Source organism: Paracoccus laeviglucosivorans (assembly GCF_900182695.1).
Taxonomy (GTDB): Bacteria; Pseudomonadota; Alphaproteobacteria; order Rhodobacterales; family Rhodobacteraceae; genus Paracoccus; species Paracoccus laeviglucosivorans.
On record NZ_FXTK01000005.1, the window covers coordinates 1 to 16,927 of the forward strand.

13 protein-coding genes, 1 tRNA gene and 1 pseudogene are annotated in these 16,927 nt (G+C 63.0%); 7 read left to right on the forward strand and 8 right to left on the reverse strand.

Going from position 1 to position 16,927, the window contains the following annotated elements; translation table 11 throughout:
* Positions 1 to 215 precede the first annotated feature (215 nt).
* Positions 216 to 1,376, reverse strand: a pseudogene (locus FN835_RS07290) (IS3 family transposase).
* A 488-nt stretch (positions 1,377 to 1,864) separates the two neighbouring features.
* On the opposite strand from FN835_RS07290, the gene FN835_RS07295 reads away from it, so the two are divergent.
* On the forward strand, positions 1,865 to 3,010 hold the full coding sequence (locus FN835_RS07295; protein ID WP_142662562.1) for a helix-turn-helix transcriptional regulator: 1,146 nt from the start codon (positions 1,865 to 1,867) through the stop codon (positions 3,008 to 3,010).
* A 61-nt stretch (positions 3,011 to 3,071) separates the two neighbouring features.
* Here FN835_RS07295 and tam read toward each other — a convergent pair whose 3' ends face one another.
* Positions 3,072 to 3,842, reverse strand: a complete 771-nt coding sequence (gene tam, locus FN835_RS07300) for a trans-aconitate 2-methyltransferase (RefSeq protein ID WP_142662563.1) — start codon at positions 3,840 to 3,842, stop codon at positions 3,072 to 3,074.
* A gap of 259 nt (positions 3,843 to 4,101) precedes the next feature.
* Here tam and FN835_RS07305 point away from each other — a divergent pair, with 259 nt between their 5' ends.
* Entirely contained in the window at positions 4,102 to 4,812 is a 711-nt protein-coding gene (locus FN835_RS07305) for a prephenate dehydrogenase (protein WP_142662564.1), read from the forward strand.
* A gap of 79 nt (positions 4,813 to 4,891) precedes the next feature.
* Positions 4,892 to 5,635, forward strand: a complete 744-nt coding sequence (locus FN835_RS07310) for an SDR family oxidoreductase (protein ID WP_142662565.1) — start codon at positions 4,892 to 4,894, stop codon at positions 5,633 to 5,635.
* Positions 5,636 to 5,642: 7 nt separating this feature from the next.
* On the opposite strand, the gene FN835_RS07315 is transcribed toward FN835_RS07310, so the two are convergent.
* Both FN835_RS07315 and FN835_RS07320 read right to left on the reverse strand, forming a co-directional pair.
* Complete coding sequence (locus tag FN835_RS07315; RefSeq protein WP_221930400.1) at positions 5,643 to 6,365, reverse strand: GntR family transcriptional regulator; 723 nt, start codon at positions 6,363 to 6,365, stop codon at positions 5,643 to 5,645.
* 156 nt (positions 6,366 to 6,521) lie between these two features.
* A tRNA-Ser gene (locus FN835_RS07320) sits at positions 6,522 to 6,611 on the reverse strand.
* Positions 6,612 to 6,775: 164 nt separating this feature from the next.
* Between FN835_RS07320 and FN835_RS07325 the strand changes: the two genes are divergently transcribed.
* The 4 genes from FN835_RS07325 to FN835_RS07340 all read left to right on the forward strand — a co-directional run bounded on the left by FN835_RS07325 (position 6,776) and on the right by FN835_RS07340 (position 11,798).
* Positions 6,776 to 7,843 (forward strand): NUDIX domain-containing protein, encoded by a 1,068-nt coding sequence (locus FN835_RS07325; protein ID WP_142662566.1) that lies wholly within the window; start codon positions 6,776 to 6,778, stop codon positions 7,841 to 7,843.
* A gap of 85 nt (positions 7,844 to 7,928) precedes the next feature.
* Positions 7,929 to 8,960: a cysteine synthase A gene (locus tag FN835_RS07330; protein WP_142662567.1), complete on the forward strand. Its 1,032-nt coding sequence runs from the start codon at positions 7,929 to 7,931 to the stop codon at positions 8,958 to 8,960.
* Positions 8,961 to 8,964: 4 nt separating this feature from the next.
* A complete protein-coding gene (locus FN835_RS07335) occupies positions 8,965 to 11,439 on the forward strand; it encodes a DUF3772 domain-containing protein (RefSeq protein WP_142662568.1) in 2,475 nt (824 codons plus the stop codon).
* Positions 11,436 to 11,798: a glyoxalase superfamily protein gene (locus FN835_RS07340; RefSeq protein WP_142662569.1), complete on the forward strand. Its 363-nt coding sequence runs from the start codon at positions 11,436 to 11,438 to the stop codon at positions 11,796 to 11,798. The genes FN835_RS07335 and FN835_RS07340 overlap by 4 nt, the downstream gene beginning before the upstream one ends.
* Here the strand turns inward: FN835_RS07340 and FN835_RS07345 are convergent.
* From FN835_RS07345 to FN835_RS07360, 4 genes are all read right to left on the reverse strand, one after another.
* Positions 11,795 to 12,868, reverse strand: a complete 1,074-nt coding sequence (locus FN835_RS07345) for an AI-2E family transporter (RefSeq protein WP_142662570.1) — start codon at positions 12,866 to 12,868, stop codon at positions 11,795 to 11,797. The two genes, FN835_RS07340 and FN835_RS07345, sit on opposite strands and share 4 nt — an antisense overlap.
* Before the next feature lie 51 nt (positions 12,869 to 12,919).
* A complete protein-coding gene (gyrA, locus tag FN835_RS07350) occupies positions 12,920 to 15,667 on the reverse strand; it encodes a DNA gyrase subunit A (RefSeq protein ID WP_185958608.1) in 2,748 nt (915 codons plus the stop codon).
* Positions 15,668 to 15,759: 92 nt separating this feature from the next.
* A complete protein-coding gene (locus FN835_RS07355) occupies positions 15,760 to 16,254 on the reverse strand; it encodes a disulfide bond formation protein B (RefSeq protein WP_142662571.1) in 495 nt (164 codons plus the stop codon).
* A 54-nt stretch (positions 16,255 to 16,308) separates the two neighbouring features.
* Positions 16,309 to 16,905, reverse strand: coding sequence for a DedA family protein (locus FN835_RS07360; protein ID WP_142662572.1), 597 nt, complete (start codon positions 16,903 to 16,905; stop codon positions 16,309 to 16,311).
* Between the last annotated feature and the right edge of the window lie 22 nt (positions 16,906 to 16,927).

Here is a 16,927-nt window from a genome sequence, read left to right on the forward strand (position 1 = left end):
AAGGTCGCAGGTTCAAATCCTGCTCCCGCAACCAACGAAACCGACTTGGATCCAACCCTCGCCAAAAGCGGGGGCTTTGTCATGTCCGGACCATGAGCGAGCGAATTCATCCCGGCATCCTCCGACAGCGACAGAATCGCCGCCAACTCACAGACCAATTCCATCCGGTGACCGCCCGCCGCAAGATCGTGACCTGCCCCCCGTGGATCCCTCGCTCATAACGAGAGTCTGCTGGTTTGAGATTGGTATTCAGCCTGATCGTTCATGGCAAGCGCGCCGGGCGCGGAGCCAGCAGGTAGCGCAAGCGTCCGGCGCGCCTCGAGCCGCGTCAGGGCGCCGAGCGAGGAGTGCGGCCTGACGGCGTTGTAGTCGTAGCGCCAAAGGGCGATCTTGCGGCGGGCATCATCCAAAGTGTCGAAGATCTCCTCGTTCAGCAGCTCATGGCGCAGGCTGCCGTTGAAGCTTTTCGATGAACGCGTTCTGCTGGGGCTTGCCGGGATCGATGTAGTGCCAGGCGACGTTGTTCTGGTCTGCCCACTTCAGGATGGCGCGGCTGGTGAACTCGGTCCCGTTGTCGCTGACGATGCAGGTGGGCTTGCCGTAGATCCGCACCAGCGCATCCAGCTCGCGCACAACCCTTGCGCCCGAGATACTGGTGTCGGCGATCAGGCACAGGTTCTCTCGGCAGCAGTCTTCGATTACCGCCAGGATGCGGAACTTGCGTGATGCCCCGAACGTGTCGGCAACGAAGTCCAGCGACCAGCGCTGGTTCGGCATGAGGGCCATGGGCATCAGCGTGCGTGTGCCACGGGCCCGTTTGCGGCCGCGCCTGCGCCGCACCGATAACCCTTCCTCACGATAGAGCCGATACAGCTTCTTCGGGTTCATCAGCATGCCCCTGCGCTCCAGCATCAGACCGATCCGCCGATAGCCGAACCGGCGGCGCAGCGCGGCAATCTCCTGCATAGCTTTGCGGATCTCCGGATTGTCGGGCGGCCGCTCTCGCCGCACCGTTTTCGGATCGACACCGATCAGGACGCAGGCCCGGCGTTGCGAGATGTCGTGATCCCGCATTGCCCTCAGCACCGCCTCCCGCCGCACCTTCGGTGTCGTCAGGGCTTTCCCAGAAGATCCTTCAGTACGACATTGTCGAGCATCGCATCCGCCAGCAGGCGATTCAGCTTGCCGTTCTCGTCCTCCAGAGCCTTTAGCCTTTGGGCATCGGACACGTCCATGCCGCCATACTTGGCCTTGAGCTTGTAGAACGTCGCCGGGCTGAGCCCATGGCGACGACAGACCTCCGCCGTCGCCATTCCGGCTTCCTGTTCCTTGATCATTCCGATAATCTGCGCCTCGGTGAAGCGGCTTTTCCTCATGTCGTCTGCTCCTGCGTGGTGAAGCAAACTCTACATCAAACCGTGGGACGTTCCGGGGGGCAGGTCACTGCGCTTGTCCTGATGACCGCGGTCCAGAGATACAACTTGCGCGAACCCCTGCTGACTGTCAGCATGACGATACCGTGTTGGGCGCGGTGACGATCCCCCCATCCGCTCATGGAAACGCATCAGCGATGCCGCGCTTCCGCCTCGGTCTGTCGTGCAGGGTGGGCAGGGCAGACCGAGGCCCCTTTCTGAATCTCGCGCTGCATTCGTCGGACATCGCGAAACTGAGGACACGGTTCAGGGCACGCCAAGTGGTTGCATCAGCGCGCGCGAAATTCCGATGTCAGTTCGCAATCGGCTTCGCACGCGAACGCAGATTCCGGCGGCGGCTGCTTTCTTTCTCCTTTCTCCAGAATGTTATTGAAGAAATGCCGTGCGAAACTAAGCTGCAATAGCGCCCGCAACATAAGAATGGGGGCTGAATGGACAATATCATAAGCCGGCATGTGCCCCACCTGATCGCGTCCCTGCACTGTGCCGCGCTTGATCCCGCGCAATGGCATGGATTTGTCCTTGCTTTGGAAAATGCCTTGCCCGGTGTCGGAGCGTCACTTTTCGGTGCGGATACGAACAGGCGTCGTGTTATGTATGTCACCACCGGGGCAGGTATCGATCCGGCTGGGCTAAAGATATTCGCTGACTATTACCACGCAATAAATCCTTTCACACCGTTTCTGGCAAATATTCCGCCCGGCTTGGCTCAGCAGTCGCTTGTGTCGATTTCGGATGATGCGCTTGAGCGGACCGAATTCTATAATGACTGGATGCGGCATCAGGATGATCTGGCAGGCGGTGTAGCGTTCCGGACGCGCCCGTATAAGGGGCGCTCGCTTGTGATAGGTGTCAACGTGCGGCGTCACAGGCGCGAGGTGATCAACGATCAGGCGCAGGCACTGCTGAATTATCTGGAGCCCCATATCAGCCACGCCTTTCATGTCAGCGAAGTGATTGCAGAGTTAAACCTGCACCACCTTGCGGCAGACCCGGACCTAAAGGCGGAACCCCAAGGTGAAATGGTTATCTGCGATCAGAATTTGACGGTGGTTTGCGCGACGCCTTATCTGGGTGATGTGCTTGTGGGGCTTTTGCATATAGACCATCTTGGACGACTTCGCTTTGCTGATCCCAAGGCGCAATACTGGGCTGAAAGTCTTGCGGGCAGGTCTTCTGAAAAAGGATCGCTATTCTTCGGAACGCATCAGAAAGGAGCCTGGACCATCAGGGCATTGGTCGGGGAAATGGCGAATTGCGCATCGTCTGTTTTTCCGGGTGTGTTTCGGGGCGCAGGCTGGCCAGAACGGCAACTTACCTTTGTAATATCGCGACAGGATGTCACGCGAACGCCAGTTCGTATTCTGAACGACCGATTTCGACTGTCTGCGGCCGAATCCGCCATCGCGATATTAATCGCCGAAGGGCATTCGACATCCGAGATTGCGGATACACGTCAGGCAAGTCTGCATACTGTCCGCAACCAGATCCGTGCGGTGCTGCAAAAAATGGACGTCCGTGATCGCGGCGGAATAATCCGCGAGGTTATCGCAATAAAGCGCGACCTGCACCGATAGGGGCAGCCCGACCCGTCCGATACAGGTCGCTGCGACACGTAAGCCATTTGCGGATGTGCTTTCAGCGCCGGGCGATCAGAAACATTCGGGGAAATGGAAGCAGCACGCCCGCGCCCAGATCGGGATAGGATGGGGCCAGCGCCCTGCGATATTCGTCAAGAAATTCCGTCTGCTCTTCCGCTGACAGCGCGGCAAGATAGGGGCGAAGCGCTGCGCCCTTGAACCATTCGACGACGCCATTGATGTCGGCCATTTCATGGTAATAGGTCGTGCGCCAAATATCGACGCCGGTGCATAGCGGGCGCAGCAGCGCGTGCATCTGAGCGGGGGACAGCGGCGTATGCCGCGCGCCGCGCGCGGTTTCCAGCTTGTCCGACCAGCGCGGATCGCGGCCCAGTTCGGCCAGCCTTTGATGCGGCGGCTCGTCCAGATTGTCGGGCATCTGCACGGCAAGCACGCCACCCGGAGCCAGCAGCGAAACCAGTCGCGGCATCAGCGTCGTGTGATCCGGTATCCATTGCAACGAGGCATTGGCATAGATCAGATCGACCGGCTGATCGGGCTGCCATTCCTCGATCGTTTCCAGTTGGAAATGGCAATCGGGCAGCGCCTTGCGGGCGGTGGCGATCATGTCTGCATCCGAATCCAGCCCGGTGATATGTGCGTTCCCGAAACGCTCGACCAGCAGGGCGGTGGAATTGCCTGGCCCGCAGCCCAGATCCATGACCTTGCCCGGTGCATCCAGCGGCACGCGGTTCAGCAGGTCCAGCGCGGGGCGGGTGCGTTCGCCCGCGAATTTCAGATATTGCGCGGCGCTCCAGGCGGTGGTCATCGGGCGTTCCTTTTGGAATTGATGCGCCGCGATATTGCCCGATGGTCAAGGTCGGGGACAAGCCCGCGCGGATTGACAAACGACCCACCCGCAGCGTAAGGCGCAGGCATGACGTTTGCGATCAGCCTTGCCTCGACTTCGTATTATCCGCTGCCTTAGGTAGCGGGTCCGACGTTGTTGACCGCTGCCTTTCTGGCCAGCGGGATGACATGGCAAGCATCACAACCCTGGCCGTCCCCTTACCCATCGGACCAGGATCATGTTGGAAAAACCCCTTGTCACCATTGTCGGCTTCGGCGCATTCGGGCAGCTTTTGGCGGGCCTGTTGACGCCTTATTGCCGCATTCAGGTGCATGATCCCGATATGGGTGCGCAGCTTGCGGCAACGAACGCGGGTCACGGCACCGTCCCAGTGGCGGGAATCGGTGGGCAATACGTCATCCTTGCCGTGCCGGTGCAGGGCCTGGCCGATTGTCTGCGCCAGATCGCGCCGCATCTGCGCCCCGGCCAGACCGTTATTGACGTGTGTTCGGTCAAAGAGGAACCGGCGCGGCTTATGGCAGACCTGCTGCCCGCCGGGGTCGATGTCATTGCCACACATCCGATGTTCGGCCCGCAAAGCGCGGTCGCGGGGCTGGCTGGCTTGCAGGTGGTGCTGTGCCCGGTGCGCGGTGATGGCTGGCGGCGGCTGGCGGCTTGGCTGCGTCGCGCCGGTCTGCGCATCGTCGTAACCACGCCCGAGGAACATGACAGGCAGGCTGCGATGACGCAGGGGCTGACGCATCTGCTGGCGCGCGCCATCCATTCGCTGGGCGAACAGCCCCGGATCCGCACGCGCAGCTATGACCTGCTGACCGAGGCAGTGGCGATGGTCCTGCACGACGCCCCCGATGTGGTCGATGCCATCACCCGCCGCAATCCGCATATCGAAGGGTTGCGCGTGCGGCTGATGCAGGCGCTTGCTCGCTGAGTTTGGTCGCAAGAAACGGGGTGGCCGGTCCGGCCCCACCGCATATCCCGGCTGCATCGCAGCTAAAGGAGAGCGGGATATGTTGCAGGACAAGGTTGCCATTGTCACCGGGGCCTCGGCCGGGATCGGGCGGGCCATCGCGCTGCGTTTCGCAAGCGAAGGCGCGGCGCTGGTGCTGAACGCACGGCGCGGCGAAAGGCTTGAAAGGGTGGCGCAGGATATTCGCGCGGCAGGGGCGCGCGTGCAGGTCATCACGGGCGATGTGGCCGATGCGCAGACCCACGCGGCGTTGGTCGATGCCGCGTTGCAAAACTTCGGGCGTCTGGACATCGCGGTGAACAATGCGGGGACGGTCGGGCCGCTGATGCCATTGGCCCAGATACAGCCGCAGGACTGGCAGCAGGTCATCACCGTCAACCTGACCGCCGCCTATCTGGGTGCGCGCAGCCAGATCCCCGCGATGCTGGGGCAGGGCGGCGGGGCATTGATCTTTGTCTCAAGCTTTGTCGGCACCAGCGCAGGCATACCGGGCATGGCGGCCTATGGCGCGTCCAAGGCCGGGCTGATGGGGCTGGTCAAGGGCATCGCGGCGGATTACGGCGCGCAGGGCATCCGCGCCAATGCCTTGCTGCCGGGCGGCACCGATACCGACCTTGCGGGCGATACGGCGCAAAAGGAATGGGCGGCGGGGCTGCACGCCATGAAGCGTATCGCCCAGCCCGATGAGATCGCCGCAGCCGCGTTGTTTCTGGCCAGCCCGATGGCAAGTTTCGTCACCGGTTCGGCTTTGTTCGCTGATGGCGGCAATTCGGCGGTGAAATAGCGCCCGCCTAGCCCAGAATGTCGCGAAGTTCGTCCTGAACCTTGCGATCCGCGTCAAGGACCAGTCCGGCCTCGATATGGTCCAGATGGTGCGACATCGCCGCGACCGCCGCATCGGCGTCGCGGCGTTCCAGTGCTGCGATGATCTGTTCATGTTCGTCCGGCCCGCAATCGGCCTGCGCACTGTCGCGATAGATCGCGGTGATCAGCGAACTGCGCGAGATCAGCTCACCCAGCATGGCCTGCAGAAAATCCGATTGCAGCAATTCGGCCAGCAGCAGGTGAAAGCGGCCCGACAGGCGGATGGTGTCCGAAAGATCGCCTCGCGCCTTGGCCTCGCGTTCGTGCAGGACATGGGCGCGCAGGCGGGCAATGCCTTTGGGCGTGATGGCGACCGACAGCCGTTCGATGATGCGGCGTTCGATGATGCGGCGGGCAAACAACACATCCGCCGCCTCGTTTACGTCGGGGGCGGGGACGAAAGCACCGCGATTGGGTTGCAGCCGGACCAGCCCGTCGCGTTCCAGCAGGGCCAGCGCCTGACGGACGCGGGCACGGCTGACGGCAAAAATCTCGGCCAGTTCCTCTTCCTTCAGGCGCGCGCCGGGGCGCAGGCGACGCTCGGCGATGGCCAGCCAGATACGCTCGGCGATCTCGCTCGGTGGGGCTGAAGATGGGGCGGGGCGCATGGGCAATTCCGGCGGCTGGGTCGTCAGCCCCGATCTATCCACGCCGCACCCTTGCCCGCAAGCCTTGCAAGAATGCGTGAGCGGGGCATCAAACCGTCAGGGTTTCACATTCAGGTTGCAAACCCGGTCCATATGCGGACAGACGCAGTTGCCCTGACAAGGGCCAATCAGACAAAGGGTTTGCATGGAAAAGCCAAGTGGCGGAGAGGGTGGGATTCGAACCCACGGAACCCTTGCAGGCTCAACGGTTTTCGAGACCGCCCCGTTCGACCACTCCGGCACCTCTCCGCGCTTTTGGGTGGTGGCGGGGATTTACGCGGGCCGGGGTTGAAGCGCAAGAGGCTTCGGGCGAAAAAACCACAAATCTTTATACCCGTTTCCAACTTTCGGTGAGTGATGCCTTTTCAATACGAAAATAACCGCGCCCTTCCCATGACATCGCGGGGCGCGACATGCCGCTGCTGATCGGGCCGCTGGCCGAACCAGCGCTGCGCCTGCGCCTTTCCCCCGATGCCGTGGCCACCGCGCCTTTGTCGGGCCAGTTGCTTGGCGGTGCTCTTGCGGGCATCGCGCCCGATGCATTCCCGGTATTTCTGTCCGGTCCGGGGGCGTTACCCGCATGGCAGACCGGCTGGACCCACGCCCTGCAACGTTATGCCGAGATTTTCGGCCTGAACCCCGTGATGATCGAGGGGCACGAGGTGCTGGGCATCGGCATCGGCACGGATGACAGCGCGTGGCAGCCCCAGCTTGCCGGTGCGATTGCCGATTGGCTGCTGGCTTTGCCGCCCGACCGCTCAGTGGCCCAGATCCGCCACCGTCTGCCGATGATCGCGGGCTGGGTCGCATCGCGCCAGCGCGCGGCGGCGGAAAGCGATACGCTGCCGCTGATCGGCCCCGTGGGCGAGGATCGCTGGCAGATGGTGTCGCGGACCGAACCTTATGCCAACTATTTCTCGATCGAATCGCTGACCTTGCGCCAACGGCGTCACCGCGGCGACTGGTCGCCCGACATGCTGCGGGCCGTGTTCGTTTCGGGCGATGCAACGGTCGTGCTGCCCTGGGATCCGGTGCGCGACCGCGTGATGCTGATCGACCAGTTCCGCGCTGGCCCCGCCGCGCGTGGCGATCTGCAACCGTGGCTGTATGAGACGGTGGCAGGCCGCGTCGATGCGGGCGAGGCGCCCGAGAATGCCGCCCGCCGCGAGGCGATCGAGGAAACCGGGCTGCATATCTCACGCCTTGTTCCCGGCCCGCACAGCTATCCCAGCCCCGGCGCGATGTCGGAATACCTGTATCTGTATGTCGGCATCGCTGATCTGCCCGACGAGGCGGCGGGTTTCGGCGGTCTGGACACCGAGGATGAAGACATCCGCAGCCACCTGATCCCGCGCGCCGAACTGACCCGCATGGCCATGTCGGGCGAGCTGCGCAACGGCCCCTTGCTGATGCTGGCGATGTGGCTGGAACTTGCCGCCAAGCGGATTTCCTCGGAACTCGCGTCCTCCGGGGCCGTTTGATCGGGGAAAGACGTACCCGGTCGGGGTTGCCGCCATCCGGCACGCATGTGTAAACCAAGGTGATCATTACGCGAAAGGCCACGCCATGCGCATCTGCCCCGACCTTGCCTCTGCCATCGGCAATACCCCCCTGATCCGTCTGCGTCAGGCGTCCGAGGAAACCGGCTGCGAGATTCTCGGCAAGGCCGAGTTCATGAACCCCGGCCAGTCTGTCAAGGATCGGGCGGCGCTTTACATCATCAAGGACGCCGTGGCGCGGGGCGAGCTGAAGCCCGGCGGCACCATCGTCGAGGGAACGGCGGGCAATACCGGCATCGGCCTTGCGCTGGTCGGCGCGTCGATGGGCTTTCGGTCGGTCATCGTGATCCCGGAAACCCAAAGCCAGGAAAAAAAGGACATGCTGCGCCTTGCGGGCGCTGAATTGGTCGAGGTTCCCGCCGCGCCCTATAAGAACCCCAACAATTATGTCCGCTATTCGGGCCGCCTTGCCGAGCAATTGGCCAGGACCGAGCCGAACGGCGCGATCTGGGCCAACCAGTTCGACAATACCGCCAACCGTCAGGCCCATGTCGAAACCACCGGCCCCGAAATCTGGGAACAGACCGGCGGCAAGGTCGATGGCTTCATCTGCGCGGTCGGTTCGGGCGGCACGCTGGCGGGCGTTGCGATGGCCCTGCAGCCCAAGGGCGTCAAGATCGGTCTGGCCGACCCCGAAGGTGCGGCGCTTTACAGTTTCTATACCGAAGGCGTGTTCGAATCCCCCGGCTCGTCCATCACCGAGGGGATCGGGCAGGGGCGCATCACTGCGAACCTTGAAGGCTTCACCCCCGATTTCAACTATCGCATCCCGGATGCCGAGGCGCTGCCAGTGATCTTTGACCTGCTGGAGCATGAAGGGCTTTGCCTTGGCGGCTCGTCCGGGATCAACATTGCAGGTGCGATCCGCATGGCCCGTGACATGGGGCCGGGCCATACCATCGTGACCGTGCTGTGCGATTACGGCACGCGCTACCAGACCAAGCTTTTCAACCCTGACTTCCTGCGCGCCAAAAGCCTGCCCGTGCCGGAATGGATGGTGCGCAAGCCCGCCGAACTGCCGGAAGTTTTCGAGGACTGATTTGATGCAACGCCTGATCGCGCTTCTTGCGGCGCTATTCGTTACCCTGTCTTTGGTCATCAGCGCCCCCGCCATGGCGCAGGAACCACAGGCACCGGATTACACCGCATGGGAGAAGGTGGCCGGTCAGGCCGAACAGATCCTGCAATCCGATCAGGCCAACGATGCCCGGTTGCAGTCGATCCGCGACGAGATGGTGAAATGGCGCGACCGCTTCAAGGCGGCCGAAGGCACCAATTCGACGCGGATCGGCACATTGAAGGATCAGATCGGGGCGCTTGGTCCGGCCCCGGCGGAAGGCCAGACCGAGGCCGAGGACATCGCCACGCGCCGCAAGCAACTGAACGACCAGCTTTCCGAATTGCAGGCTCCGGGCCGTCAGGCGGTCGAGGCGTTCGGGCGGGCCGACGGCATCGTCCAACAGCTTGATCAGACGGTCCGCCAGCGCCAGACCTATGCGCTGGTCCGGCAGACGCCCACGCCACTGAACCCCGCGAACTGGCCCCCCGCCATCACCGAGGCGGCGGATCTGTTCACCAAGGTCGCCAATGAGGTGCGAACAAGGTGGAGCGATTTCGGCTCTGGGCCCGATGTCACCAGCCGGATGCTGGTTACCGCAGGTTTCCTGCTGGCGGCGCTGCTTTTGTTGTCGCGCGGACGGCGCTGGGTGGATTCGCTGCCCACGCGCCTTTCGACGCGGGCCAGCGAACGGTCACGCGCGGCGGTGATCTTTGGCGTGTCGCTGGGGCAGATCGCCATTCCTTTTATCGGCGTGTTGCTGGCGACCGGGGCGCTGATCGCAACGAACCTGTTCGGCGCATGGGGCAGGCCCTTGCTGCTGTCGATGCCTGCGGCCAGCCTGTCGCTATTCGGCGGCATCTGGCTGGCGCGGCGGCTGTTCCCCGAACCCGAGGCCACCGTGTCGATGCCGCTGCCCCTGGCCGACGATCAGCGCAAGCAGGCCGCGTTCCGCGCCGCGATGCTGGCGCTGGCGATGGCGCTGCATCAGCTGTTCTCGCGCTCGGTCCTGCCGTTGGCGGGGTTCCATAGCCAGACAGACAGCGAAACCGTGCCCCAGCGCCTGACCGAGTCGTCGGCGGGCGTCTGGCATATGGTGATGATCCTGCTGGGTGCGTTCTTCCTGTTCCAGCTTTGCAACATCCTGCGCAAGCTGCGCCCGTCCGAGGATGTCGAGGCACCCGATTACCGCGTCCGCGTCGTGGCGTTCCTTGGCGTGATGGGGCGCATCATCGCGATCATCTCGCCCTTGCTGGCGGCGGCGGGGTATGTGAACGGCGCGAACGCGATGCTGTGGTCGTCGATCATGACGCTGTCGCTGGTCGGGTTGCTGATCATCCTGCAGGATTTTATCGCCGATCTTTACGCCATGGCCAAGGGCGGCGACCAGTCGGCCCGTGACGCGCTGATGCCGGTGCTGATCGGCTTTGCGCTGATCATCCTGTCGCTGCCGCTATTCGCGCTGATCTGGGGCGCACGCCCCAGCGATCTGGTCGAGGCATGGAGCCGCACCCAGCAGGGCTTCAGCTTTGGCGGCGTCCGGCTGTCGCCGATGGGCATTCTGACATTCGTGATCGTCTTCGCACTGGGTTATTCGCTGACAGGCTTTATTCAGGGCGCGTTCCGCAGCACCATCCTGCCCAAGACCAAGTTGGATACCGGGGGGCAAACCGCCGTCACCTCGATGATCGGATATATCGGCGTGGCGCTGGCGGCGCTGCTGGCGATCACCGCGGCGGGGATCAACCTGACCTCGCTGGCCTTTGTCGCTGGTGCGCTGTCGGTCGGTATCGGTTTCGGGATGCAGCAGGTCGTGTCGAACTTTGTGTCGGGCATCATCCTGCTGGTCGAACGCCCCATCGCGGTCGGCGACTGGATCGAGGTCGGCGGTCAGCAGGGCATCGTGAAAAAGATGGCCGTGCGCGCGACGCAGATCCAGACCTTCGACCGCACACAGGTCATCGTCCCGAACTCGAATCTGATCACGCAGCCGGTGACGAACTGGACCCGCACCAGCCTGCAGGGCCGCATCATCGTGCCGATTTCCGTGGTCAACGGCTCGGATCACCGCCTTGTCACCAAGATACTGAAGGAAATCGCCGAGGATCAGCCGACCGTCATGGTGACGCCGCCGCCTTCGGTATTTCTGCGCAGCGTGGGCACCAACGGGCAAAGCTACGAATTGCGGGCGATCATTTCGGACATCAACGGCGGCTTGGGCGTCACTTCCGAAATCTATCACCAGATACTGGAGCGTTTCGCCGATGCGGGCATCATCCTGCCCGCCAGCACGCGGGGCGCGATGGATGTCTACATGAAGGAGGATCCGGTGATCGAGCCGGTCGAGATCGAGACGGCCGCGACGGGAAAGCCCGACGATCCGCAAAAGCTGCCGCCTCAGGAAGCCGAAAGCAATGACGGCGCCGAGGGCAGCCCATCAGGACAGCCCGACCGGACATGATCGCGTTTCACCGCGCCATTCCGATCCTGCGCAGCTTCGACGAAGCCAAGGCGCGCGATTTCTATTGCGGGTTTCTTGGCTTCACAGTCGGGTTCCAGCATCGGTTTCACCCCACCGCGCCGCTTTACATGGAGGTCGAGCGGGCAGGGCTGAAACTGCATCTGTCGGAACATCACGGCGATGCCACGCCCGGTTCGACCGTGTTCGTGCCGATGCAGGGCGCGGCTGAATTCCATGCCGAATTGCTGGCGCGGGATTATCCCAACAACCGACCGGGGCTAGAGGATCTGCCCTGGGGCCGTCAGGTTGAGGTGATCGACCCGTTTGGCAATCGCATCCGCTTTTGCCAGCAGGACTAGGCGCGCAGACGCACGCCACGCGCCTCGGCCTCGGGCAGCCCTTCTTGCGAAATCAGCACGGCGACGGGGCGAAGCCAGCTGACATGCGAACAGACGATCATCACCGCGACCATGATCGGAACGGCCAGAAACGTGCCCGCCAATCCCCAGATCGCACCCCAGAACGCCAGCGCCAGCACGATCCCGAACGACGACAGCCGCAGCGTCTGACCCAGCAGGGCGGGTTCGAAGAAATTCCCGATGATGAAATGCACAGCCGCCACGGCGCCGCCGACGCCCAGCGTCATGCTAAGCGTTCCGGTCTGGGCCAGCACCACCGCGACCGTGATGACCGTCGCGATGATCGAGCCGATGGTGGGGATGAATTTCAGGATGAATGTCAGCGTGGCAATCGCGCCCGCAAGCTCCAGCCCGGCAAAGCGGAACACCAGCCAGATCAGCGCCGCCGTCACCGCGTTGATCGCGGCCTTGACGACCAGATAGCGGTTCACCCGGTGCATGATGGAATGGATGATCGCCGTGACTTCGGCAGCGCGGGCGGGGTTGCCTGTCAGACGCTCGATCTTGACCGGGAACCAGATGCGTTCACCGAACATGAACCCCACGAAGATGACGATCAGCACCGAGCCGGAAATCAGATTCGAGGCCTGCCCCGCAGCCGATCGCAGCCAGCCGGCCATATCGACGCTGCCAAGGAAGGTCGCGATGGATTCCTGCGCCTTTGGCCCCCAGCGTTCGCTAAGCGCCGACAAGACGGCCTGCGCCCGGTCGGAATACTGGATCGAGATGGTCACCACCTCGTTCACCTGTGCCACCACGGTCGTCGCTGCCCATAACAGGCCCACGGCAATCGCGATCAGTGCCAGCGTCGTTGCCAGCCAATTGGGCACTTTCAGCCGCGCAAAGGCCGAAATCGCGTCCGAGGTCAGCGAAAAGATGATGATCGCAAAGGCCAGACAGATCAGCAGGAACTTGGCCTGAACCAGCAGGAACAGGATCAGCGCAAAGGCGATGACGCCCAGAAATCCGGTTTGCAAACGCTCGCTTAGCTGCGAGTCCCTAGCCTTCAACGCCGATCCCCTCATGATTGGGCAGCCGGGGCGAAACACCCCGGCCAAGGGTCATTCTTCGGCGTCATCCTCGCCGCTCTCGGCGATGCGGGCAACCGAAACCACGACTTCGCCAGCCGCCGTATTGAAGACGCGCACGCCACCGGCAGAACGCGAACGGAAGCTGATTCCATCGACAGGCACGCGGATCGACTGCCCGGTCGATGTGGCCAGCATGATCTGGTCGTCGCGTTCCACCGGGAAGCTGGCGACCAGCGGCCCGCCGCGCATCGCCTTGTCCATGGCGGTGACGCCCTGACCGCCGCGCCCGCGCAGCGGATAATCGAAGCTGGAGCTGATCTTGCCCGAGCCGCGTGCGGTGATGGTCAGGATCAGATCCTCGGCCGCTGACATTTCGGCGTAACGGGCCTGGGTGATCGCGGCTTCCGCCACGTTTTCCTCGTCCTCATCCGCTTCGGCCCCGTCATCCAGCGCGCCTTCGACAGCGCGGCGCATCTTCAGATAGGCGGCGCGTTCGGCGGGATCGGCCTCAAAATGGCGGATGACGGACATGCTGACCACGCGGTCGCCGTCATTGACCAGACGAATACCGCGCACGCCGGTCGAATCGCGACCCTTGAACACCCGGACATCGGTGGTCTGGAAGCGGATGGCGCGGCCCGATGCGGTAAACAGCATCACGTCGTCGTTTTCCGTCGCCAGACGCACGCCGACCAGTTCCACCCCTTCGGGCAGCTTCATCGCGATCTTGCCGTTCGACTTGATGTTGGTGAAGTCCGACAGCGCATTGCGGCGCACATCGCCCTCGGAGGTCGAGAAGATCACCTGATAGTCGTCCCAATCCTTTTCCGGCGCATCCATCGGCAGCAGCGCAGCGATGGAAACCCCTTGCTGGATCGGCAGGATATTGACGATCGCCTTGCCCTTGGCGGTGCGGCCCCCCAACGGCAGGCGCCACGTTTTCAGGCGATAGACCATGCCGTCGGTGGTGAAGAACAGCAATTCGGTATGTGTATTGGCGACGAACAGCGTGGTGACCAGATCGTCTTCCTTGGTCGCCATGCTGGACAGACCCTTGCCGCCCCGGCGCTGCGACCGGAATTCGGCCAGCGCCGTGCGCTTGATATAGCCGCCCGAGGTGATGGTGACGACCATATCCTCGCGTTCGATCAGATCCTCGTCATCCATGTCGCCGGCCCAATCGACGATCTCGGTGCGGCGGGGAACGGCGAACAGCTCGCGCACTTCGCGCAACTCGTCCGAGATGATGCCCATGATCCGTTCGCGCGATGCCAGGATCGCAAGGAATTCGCGGATCGAATCGGCCAGCTTTTTCAGCTCGTCCGTGACTTCCTGCACGCCAAGTTGCGTCAGGCGCTGCAGGCGCAGGTCCAGAATGGCGCGGGCCTGTGTTTCGGACAGGTTATAGGTGCCGTCGTCATTCACCGGATGCAGCGGATCGTCGATCAGCTTCAGGTATTCGACGATTTCATGCGCAGGCCAGCGGCGCGACATCAGGCGTTCGCGGGCCTCGGCTGCGTCGGCCGAACTGCGGATGGTCGCCACCACCTCATCGACATTCGACACGGCCACGGCCAGACCGCACAGCACATGGGCGCGTTCGCGGGCCTTGCGCAGCTCGAACGCGGTGCGGCGGGCGACGACTTCCTCGCGGAAGGTCAGGAAATGGGTCAGGAAGTCGCGCAGCGCCAGTTGTTCAGGGCGTCCGCCGTTCAGCGCCAGCATGTTGCAGCCAAAGCTGGTCTGCATGGGGGTAAAGCGGAACAGTTGGTTCAGCACCACTTCGGCCGTGGCGTCGCGTTTCAGTTCGACCACGACACGAACGCCGATGCGGTCGGATTCGTCCTGAACGTGGGCGATGCCCTCGATCCGCTTTTCCTTGGCCAGTTCCGCGATCTTTTCGATCAGGTTGGCCTTGTTCACCTGATAGGGGATTTCGTCCAGCACGATCAGTTGCCGACCGTTGCGGCCTTCCTCGATCCGGGTCTTGGCGCGGATGATGACGCTGCCGCGCCCTTCAAGATAGGCTTTGCGTACGCCCGAACGGCCAAGGATGATGCCGCCGGTCGGAAAGTCCGGGCCGGGCACGATTTCCATCAGGCGTTCGGTCGGCAGGTCGGGATTTTCGATCAGCGCCAGCGTGGCGTCCACAACCTCGCCCAGGTTATGGGGCGGGATATTGGTCGCCATGCCGACGGCGATGCCGCCTGCGCCATTGACCAGCATGTTGGGGAAACGGGCGGGCAGAACCGTGGGTTCGCGGTCCTTGCCGTCATAGTTGTCCTGAAATTCGACTGTATCCTTGTCGATGTCCATCAACAGATAGGCCGAGGGCTTGTCCATCCGCACTTCGGTATAGCGCATGGCCGCGGCGCTGTCGCCGTCCATGGACCCGAAGTTGCCCTGACCGTCCAGCAGCGGCAGGGACATCGAAAAGTCCTGCGCCATCCGCACCAGCGCGTCATAGATCGCGGCATCGCCATGCGGGTGGTATTTACCCATCACGTCGCCGACCGGACGGGCCGACTTGCGATAGGGTTTGTCATGGGTGTTGCCCGTCTCGTTCATCGCAAACAGTATGCGGCGGTGAACCGGCTTCAGACCGTCGCGCAGGTCGGGGATCGCCCGGCTGACGATGACCGACATGGCATAGTCGAGATAGGACGAGCGCATCTCGTCCGCGATGTTGATCACCGGGCCGTCATGGGCCATCACGGCGCGTTCGGTCGCGCCGTTTTCCGGGGTCTCGCCATCATCGTTTTCTGGTGTGTCAGCCAAAGGGTCGCCTCAACATTTTGTTGATAGCGGTCTATCCCATACCAGCCGAAGGTGCAATCTTGACGGTCGCGTAACGGCCCGAAAAGCCCCGATCAGGCCAGACCGCCCAGACGTTTGCGTCCGCGCAGACAGGCGGCCCAGATCCCGGTCAACCCGGCCGAGCAGACAGCGTTCCATCCGGCCATGGAAATACCCAGAAAGCTCCATGCAACCGCATCGCAGCGCACGACGGGGGCCTTTTCCAGCGCGGCCATCAAATCCTGCGTCGACATGGTGGCAAGCCCGCCCACGCCGCCCGAGCAATGCTGCGGGCCCTGCCAAAGCTGCAATTCGACGCCCGCGTGATAGATCGCGATGCCGCAGGCCGCCATGGCGGCCAGCATCCCCAGAAGCGCCAGCCAGCGTTTCCAGCCCAGAACGGCGATCAGCCCGCCGATGATCGCGGCCACCAGATGCGGCCAGCGTTGCAGGATGCAAAGCTCGCACGGGGCATAGCCGAGCTGTTGAAAGGTCAGCGCCGCCGCCAGCAGGGCCGCTGATCCGGCGCCCGCCAACATCCCAAGATTTCTGAGGTTCGTCTGTGACATGGCGCTTTCGTTAGGGCCGGTTTCGCGTGTGGGCAAGTGCCGTTTGCGTGAAGCTTAGTGCGGCTTCCAGGTGATGACGCGGTAAAGATAGGCTGCCACCACGGTGATGACGACCAGCTTGGACAGCGGGTCGATATAGCCTTCGACGCGGGTATAGTTCTCATGCAGGATCAGGCCGGCGAAGGTCAGGATGCCGGTCCAGATCGCGCTGCCCGCCGCCGTATAGGCCAGAAACTTCCAGAACGGCATCCGCGCCAGCCCGGCAGGCACCGAAATCAGCGTGCGGATCGCGGGCAGCATCCGACCGAAAAAGACGGCGGTGCCGCCATGCTTTTCGAACCAGCCCCGCGCGTTGTCGATATCCGAGGGCGAAAGGGTCAGCAGCCGACCGTGCTTTGCGGCAAAACGCTTCAGCCGCGCCTCTCCGATCCACATGCCGATCAGATACCATGCCGTGGTGCCGATGGTGGAACCGATGGTGCCGATCAGGATGGTCAGGCCCAGCGACAATTTGCCCTGTGCGGCCAGAAAGCCCGCCAGCGGCATGATGACTTCGGACGGGATGGGCGGAAACAGGTGTTCGGCCACCATCAGCAGGAAGACGCCTGCATATCCCCAGCTGTCGATCGTCGATACCACCCAGTCAAACATCGTAAACTCCATCCAAGAACAT

What these genes read in the sequence shown, in the direction of transcription:
- FN835_RS07310 (WP_142662565.1), top strand. Translation starts at nt 4,892, where the DNA reads ATGTTGCAGGACAAGGTTGCCATTGTCACCGGGGCCTCGGCCGGGATC.
- FN835_RS07330 (WP_142662567.1), top strand. Translation starts at nt 7,929, where the DNA reads ATGCGCATCTGCCCCGACCTTGCCTCTGCCATCGGCAATACCCCCCTG.
- FN835_RS07360 (WP_142662572.1), bottom strand. Translation starts at nt 16,905, where the DNA reads ATGTTTGACTGGGTGGTATCGACGATCGACAGCTGGGGATATGCAGGC.
- FN835_RS07355 (WP_142662571.1), bottom strand. Translation starts at nt 16,254, where the DNA reads ATGTCACAGACGAACCTCAGAAATCTTGGGATGTTGGCGGGCGCCGGA.
- FN835_RS07305 (WP_142662564.1), top strand. Translation starts at nt 4,102, where the DNA reads ATGTTGGAAAAACCCCTTGTCACCATTGTCGGCTTCGGCGCATTCGGG.
- FN835_RS07325 (WP_142662566.1), top strand. Translation starts at nt 6,776, where the DNA reads ATGCCGCTGCTGATCGGGCCGCTGGCCGAACCAGCGCTGCGCCTGCGC.
- tam (WP_142662563.1), bottom strand. Translation starts at nt 3,842, where the DNA reads ATGACCACCGCCTGGAGCGCCGCGCAATATCTGAAATTCGCGGGCGAA.
- FN835_RS07340 (WP_142662569.1), top strand. Translation starts at nt 11,436, where the DNA reads ATGATCGCGTTTCACCGCGCCATTCCGATCCTGCGCAGCTTCGACGAA.
- FN835_RS07335 (WP_142662568.1), top strand. Translation starts at nt 8,965, where the DNA reads ATGCAACGCCTGATCGCGCTTCTTGCGGCGCTATTCGTTACCCTGTCT.
- FN835_RS07295 (WP_142662562.1), top strand. Translation starts at nt 1,865, where the DNA reads ATGGACAATATCATAAGCCGGCATGTGCCCCACCTGATCGCGTCCCTG.